The following is a 5,108-nucleotide window of genomic DNA, read 5'->3' on the forward strand; positions in this document are numbered from 1 at the left end:
TGTGCCGTTGTTGATCGTCGCCGATGGACGCGCGCTGACCATGGTCGATTATGAAGTCAAACAAGTGCAGCGCTGGCCAATCCGTAACAGCCCGCTCGCCGCGTTGCTTGACCCGGGCAAGGATCTGGCGCGCTTTGGCAAACTGGTCCCCACATCGACAGATGATGTCATCAGCGTCGAAGTTCGCGACCCGAAGCGCCCTGAATATGGCACCATTACAATGATATTCGTCAACAAGCCCGGCGCGCCGGGTGGATTGACGCTGAACGGATGGGTCGCGCTTGATTCCAAAAACAATCGTACAAGCATCCGGCTCAGCAACGTTACCTATAATGGCGCAATCGCCGACAGCGCATTTTCGTGGAAAGATCCACGGCCCGTCCGACGGAAATCTTAAAATTGGTCGACGAACCGATGCTCACTGCCGACAAGCTGCCTAGCGGACCAGATTTGTTCATCTGAACGACAGGAAAGTCATCCTATAAATCAATTGTCAGCGATTGAGAGTTCGTGTGGTTTTCCCCCTGTTGCCCACGACGTTAAATCGTCGCTGATATCCGCGTGACGAACGCAAGCTTAGCCCTCATCCCAAATGCCCCCGGGATGAGGGCTTTGCTTTTTTGGCATGGATTTCACTTCACCGACTTGCCCCTGCCGCTTCTGGCATATAGGGCCATATTCTTATGTCTCAGACCATCCGTATCGCCTCGTGGAATATCAATTCGGTTCGCGCCCGCATCGACATCGTCGAACGCTATCTGAAAGAAGAAGCGCCCGACGTCCTGTGCCTGCAGGAAACCAAAGTCATCGACAGTCTTTTTCCGGAGGGATTGTTTCGGCAGCTTGGCTATCGCCACATGGTTTTGAACGGTCAGCCGATGCATCATGGTGTCGCGATTGTCAGCAAGCTGCCTTTAATCAACCGCCGCGTTGAAGATTGGCAAGCGAATGGCGAAGCGCGGCATGTGGGTGCGGAGCTGAATGTCGACGCCGCAAAGGGCGTACGGATCGACAATGTCTATATTCCCGCTGGCGGTGAAGTTCCCGACAGCGAAGTGAATTCGAAATTCGGACAAAAGCTTGGCTTCCTCTCGCGCATGACCGAGTGGTCGCGTGCGGTCACCAGCCCGACCATATTGACGGGTGATTTCAACGTTGCCCCGCTTGAGCATGATGTTTGGAGCCATAAGCAGCTCGTCAATGTCGTCAGCCACACAAAGATTGAATGCGAACATTTGGCTGCGATTAAGGAAGCCGCGGACTGGGTTGATCTCGCGCGGCATTTTGTCGAACCGTCGAAGAAGCTGTACACATGGTGGAGCTACCGCGCGCAGGATTGGGAGACATCCGACCGTGGCCGCCGTCTTGACCATATGTGGGTGACGCCGGACTTGAAAGAGAAGGCCAAGTCGCATGTGGTGCATAAGCATGTGCGCGGATGGGGCAAGCCATCTGACCATGCGCCCATCGTCACGGAATTTGCCTTTTGAACGGTGCGCCCGCAATTGAGGGCGATGCCCGCCGTGCGGCGCTGGCCATTGACGCGCTGCGTCGTGGCTGGGCCATCAATGTCGAACATCTCGGCCAACAGCTCTGCCTTTTACCGATAGAAACCGCGCGCGACGTTGCGGGTGCGCGGGCCATCCTGCTTTCTGCGAGCCGCGCGGCTACATTGAAACTCATGAACCAGCGCGCCGCCGCCGATACCGCTTTGCCGGTCATGATAAAGGCGCCAGCGGACCTTGATATCAACCTTGCGCTGGCGGTGGCGGATCCAACGCTCGATTTGCGTTACCCGATGAAGGGGCCGTTTGAAGCATTGGCCCTCGCCGATGGACCCTCTGCTGCTGCGGCCATTGAGCTTGCGCGGCTTGCCGGGTTGCTTCCCGCCTTTTTGGTGTTGCCGGATTCGGAACGCGCGTCCGCGACCGTATCCCCGCAGGATGTCGCTGCGTTTGACGATAGCGGGGCGTTGCACATTGCGGCGCGTGCGCGGTTGCCGGTTGCCGCAAATGTCGATGCTGAAATCGTCGCATTTCGAACGGACGTGGATGCGTCAGATCATGTCGCGTTGCTCATCGGCAAACGCGATGGCACGCCGCCTGTTGTCCGGTTGCACAGCGAGTGCCTGACCGGTGATGTCCTGGGCAGCCTGAAGTGCGATTGTGGCCCTCAATTGCACGAAGCGTTACAACAAATCTCCGACGCCAATTGGGGCATACTTTTATATTTGCGTCAGGAAGGCCGGGGCATTGGCCTGATCAACAAATTGCGTGCCTATGCGCTTCAGGATCAGGGGTTTGATACCGTTGATGCCAACACCCGATTGGGCTTTGCCATTGATGCGCGCGATTTTTCGGTCGCGGCCCGCATGCTTGAACTGCTCGGTATATCCAACGTCCGGTTGCTCACGAACAATCCGGAAAAGGTTGAAGGCCTTAAGTCCGCTGGCATATCTGTCGAAGAACGACTGCCGCTAAAAATCGCGGCGAACCCGCATAATGCGCATTATCTCGAAACGAAAAAGAGCCGCACGGGTCACGCGCTTTAGCGAAGCGCCGCAAATTGCAGGCAGTTTCCGATGCCCGGACGCTCGAGGACCGAACCTTATTGCGGTTCGCGAAGGCCCCCTTCGTCGCGTGACGATCTGGGTTCTCGGCGCCCGATAGCGCGCTCGATAAATGCGTCATCCAACGGTTCTGGGTCAGTGCTTGGCATTGCACCGGGATCGCCAAAAGCAGGGTCTCCCTCAATCGGCATACCGTTTTCGTCGAGCAGCAACCCCTCTTCCCCTTCGCCAAGCAGAAAATCTTCGCCTTCTAATTGTTCGGGGAAGGTTACTTCGGTCGCAAAATTTTCAACGGGGCGGCCCGATACTGCAACCCGCATATAGGCTGCCCACGCTTGTGCTGGCGCACGGCCGCCTTCTAATCCGCCGATCGAACGCGCATCATCGCGGCCCATCCAGACACCTGTTGTCAAACCACTCGAAAAGCCAAGGAACCAGCCGTCCTTGTTGCTGCTCGTGGTACCTGTCTTTCCTGCGACAGGACGGCCGATATTGGCGGCGCGGCCCGTGCCCGTTGCAACCGCGGTCTGCATGAGGTCCGTCATGGCGGCTGCGACCCAGTCTTCGACCAATTGCACGGATCTGGCGGGCTTTGCCGTGTATAAAATCTCGCCATCAATGGTGGTGACTTTGGAGATGCCATAAGGGGTAATGCTGCGGCCATTGGAACCCACGGATGCAAATGCCTGCGTCATGTCGATAACGCGGGTTTCCGATGTCCCAAGCACCATCGACGGCTGCGTGTTGATGGGTGTCGTTATGCCAAAACGGCGTGCCATGTTGGCAATGCTGCTGGTGCCAACCTCTTGCCCCAGCTGCGCTGCGACGGTGTTTTTCGAATAGGCAAACGCCGTCCGCAGTGAAATTTCACCGGCGTACTGGCCGTTGCTGTTTTTGGGTTGCCAGCCTTCTATTTCAACGGGCTTATCTTCGACCATGTCTTCGGGACGGAACCCGGCTTCCAACGCGGCCAAGTAGACGAACAATTTCCAAGCCGAGCCTGGTTGCCGGACTGCGGTGACAGCACGGTTATAATTGCTGGTCACATAATCGGTACCGCCAACCATCGCTTTAACCGCGCCATCGCGGTCAATTGACACCAGCGCACCTTGTGCGCCGCGCGGAGCGTTTGCCGCTATCGCGGCCGTTGCCGCGCGCTGCATTTTCAGATCAAGCGTGGTCCACACATCAATGGGTTTTTCGGTCTCGTCGATCAGGCCGTCCAATTGTGGCAAAACCCAATCGGTGAAATAGCGCACGCTGTCTTGCGGTTGCTGTTTTGCCATTTTGACGTCAGCCGGCTTCACCTCTGCGGCCTCGGCAGCGGAGATCATCCCGGCATCCTGCATGACGCCTACCACCACCGTGGCGCGGTCAATCGCAGCTTGTGCATCTGCCGTTGGCGAATAATTTGATGGCGCCTTTACAAGCCCTGCAATGATCGCGGCTTCGGCGAGGCTGAGATCTTCCGCGCCATGATCGAAGAATTTTCGGCTCGCCGCATCAACACCATAAGCACCGCCGCCGAAATAGACCTTGTTCAGATATAATTCGAGTATCTGGTCCTTCGAGAATTTCGTTTCCATCGCCAGCGCAAGGATGACCTCGCGGATTTTGCGCCCGAATTCCTTGTTGTTATTCAGGTAAATGTTACGCGCCAGCTGCTGCGTGATCGTTGAGCCACCTTGAGTCCAGCGTCCGTCAATTGCGCGCACATAAAGCGACCGCGTGATGCCAATAGGGTCGACACCGGGATGGATATAATAGCGCCGGTCTTCAACCGCGACCATCGCGTCCTTCATTTCAGACGGCAGCTGATCAATGTCCAGCCATCGGCCGAAACTTGGCCCAAGTGATTGGATAACGGTGCCATCGGCGGCACGAACGCGGATCATCTGGCCATTGGGCGATGCCTTTAAATCTTCAAAGCTGTCGATTTCGCCGCGAGCGATGGCCACGAGAATGCCCAACACCATGACGCCAAGAAGTGCCGCGATAACGCCGGCTTTGATGATACGTAAAATCCACGTTCCCATTGGGCGACGTTCTTTCGAAATTTTGCGCGCGCGTGCCATTGCGCAGGGTGTTAATCGGTCGCGGACTCGCCGACAAGCGCGTTCTTATTCGGGGTCGAATGTAAGCGCTGCACTGTTGATGCAATAACGCAGCCCTGTTGGACCCGGACCATCGGGGAATACATGCCCCAAATGCCCTTCACACGCCGCACAGCGCACCTCGGTGCGGATCATGCCGTGCGAGACATCGATAAGCTCATCAATGGCTGCACCGTCCGCAGGCGCGGTAAAGCTTGGCCAGCCCGAACCGCTGTCGAACTTGGTATCTGATGCAAACAAGGTCGTTCCGCATCCAGCGCAGCGGAATTCGCCCTCGCGCTTTTCATCGGTCAGTTTACCCGCAAAGGCCCGCTCGGTTCCCGCCTCCCGCAGGACATGATATTGAACCGGGTCCAATTCTGCGCGCCACTCGGCGTCGGACTTGATAATTTTTTCCATGAAACGGCCTTTCGTTGATGCAGATG

At 56.8% G+C, this 5,108-nt stretch carries 5 protein-coding genes; 3 read left to right on the plus strand and 2 right to left on the minus strand.

Going from position 1 to position 5,108, the window contains the following annotated elements; genetic code table 11:
• The 3 genes from ACILQA_RS09580 to ribA form a co-directional block, all read left to right on the plus strand.
• Positions 1-397, plus strand: a 397-nt coding sequence (locus ACILQA_RS09580; protein ID WP_395629489.1) for an outer membrane lipoprotein carrier protein LolA, incomplete at its 5' end; no start/stop codon positions are given.
• A gap of 286 nt (positions 398-683) precedes the next feature.
• A complete protein-coding gene (gene xth / locus ACILQA_RS09585; RefSeq protein ID WP_183942344.1) occupies positions 684-1,490 on the plus strand; it encodes an exodeoxyribonuclease III in 807 nt (268 codons plus the stop codon).
• Complete coding sequence (gene ribA / locus ACILQA_RS09590; RefSeq protein ID WP_395629490.1) at positions 1,487-2,551, plus strand: GTP cyclohydrolase II; 1,065 nt, start codon at positions 1,487-1,489, stop codon at positions 2,549-2,551. The genes xth and ribA overlap by 4 nt, the downstream gene beginning before the upstream one ends.
• Before the next feature lie 56 nt (positions 2,552-2,607).
• Here ribA and ACILQA_RS09595 read toward each other — a convergent pair whose 3' ends face one another.
• Positions 2,608-4,605, minus strand: a complete 1,998-nt coding sequence (locus ACILQA_RS09595) for a transglycosylase domain-containing protein (protein WP_395629491.1) — start codon at positions 4,603-4,605, stop codon at positions 2,608-2,610.
• Between the two features lie 84 nt (positions 4,606-4,689).
• Entirely contained in the window at positions 4,690-5,082 is a 393-nt protein-coding gene (msrB, locus tag ACILQA_RS09600) for a peptide-methionine (R)-S-oxide reductase MsrB (protein ID WP_395629492.1), read from the minus strand.
• Positions 5,083-5,108 lie beyond the last annotated feature (26 nt).

It is taken from the genome of Sphingorhabdus sp., assembly GCF_044239005.1.
In the GTDB taxonomy this organism is placed as follows: domain Bacteria; phylum Pseudomonadota; class Alphaproteobacteria; order Sphingomonadales; family Sphingomonadaceae; genus Sphingorhabdus_B.

Coding starts and splice junctions, on each gene's coding strand:
- xth (WP_183942344.1), top strand. CDS start 684: ATGTCTCAGACCATCCGTATCGCCTCGTGGAATATCAATTCGGTTCGC.
- ACILQA_RS09595 (WP_395629491.1), bottom strand. CDS start 4,605: ATGGGAACGTGGATTTTACGTATCATCAAAGCCGGCGTTATCGCGGCA.
- msrB (WP_395629492.1), bottom strand. CDS start 5,082: ATGGAAAAAATTATCAAGTCCGACGCCGAGTGGCGCGCAGAATTGGAC.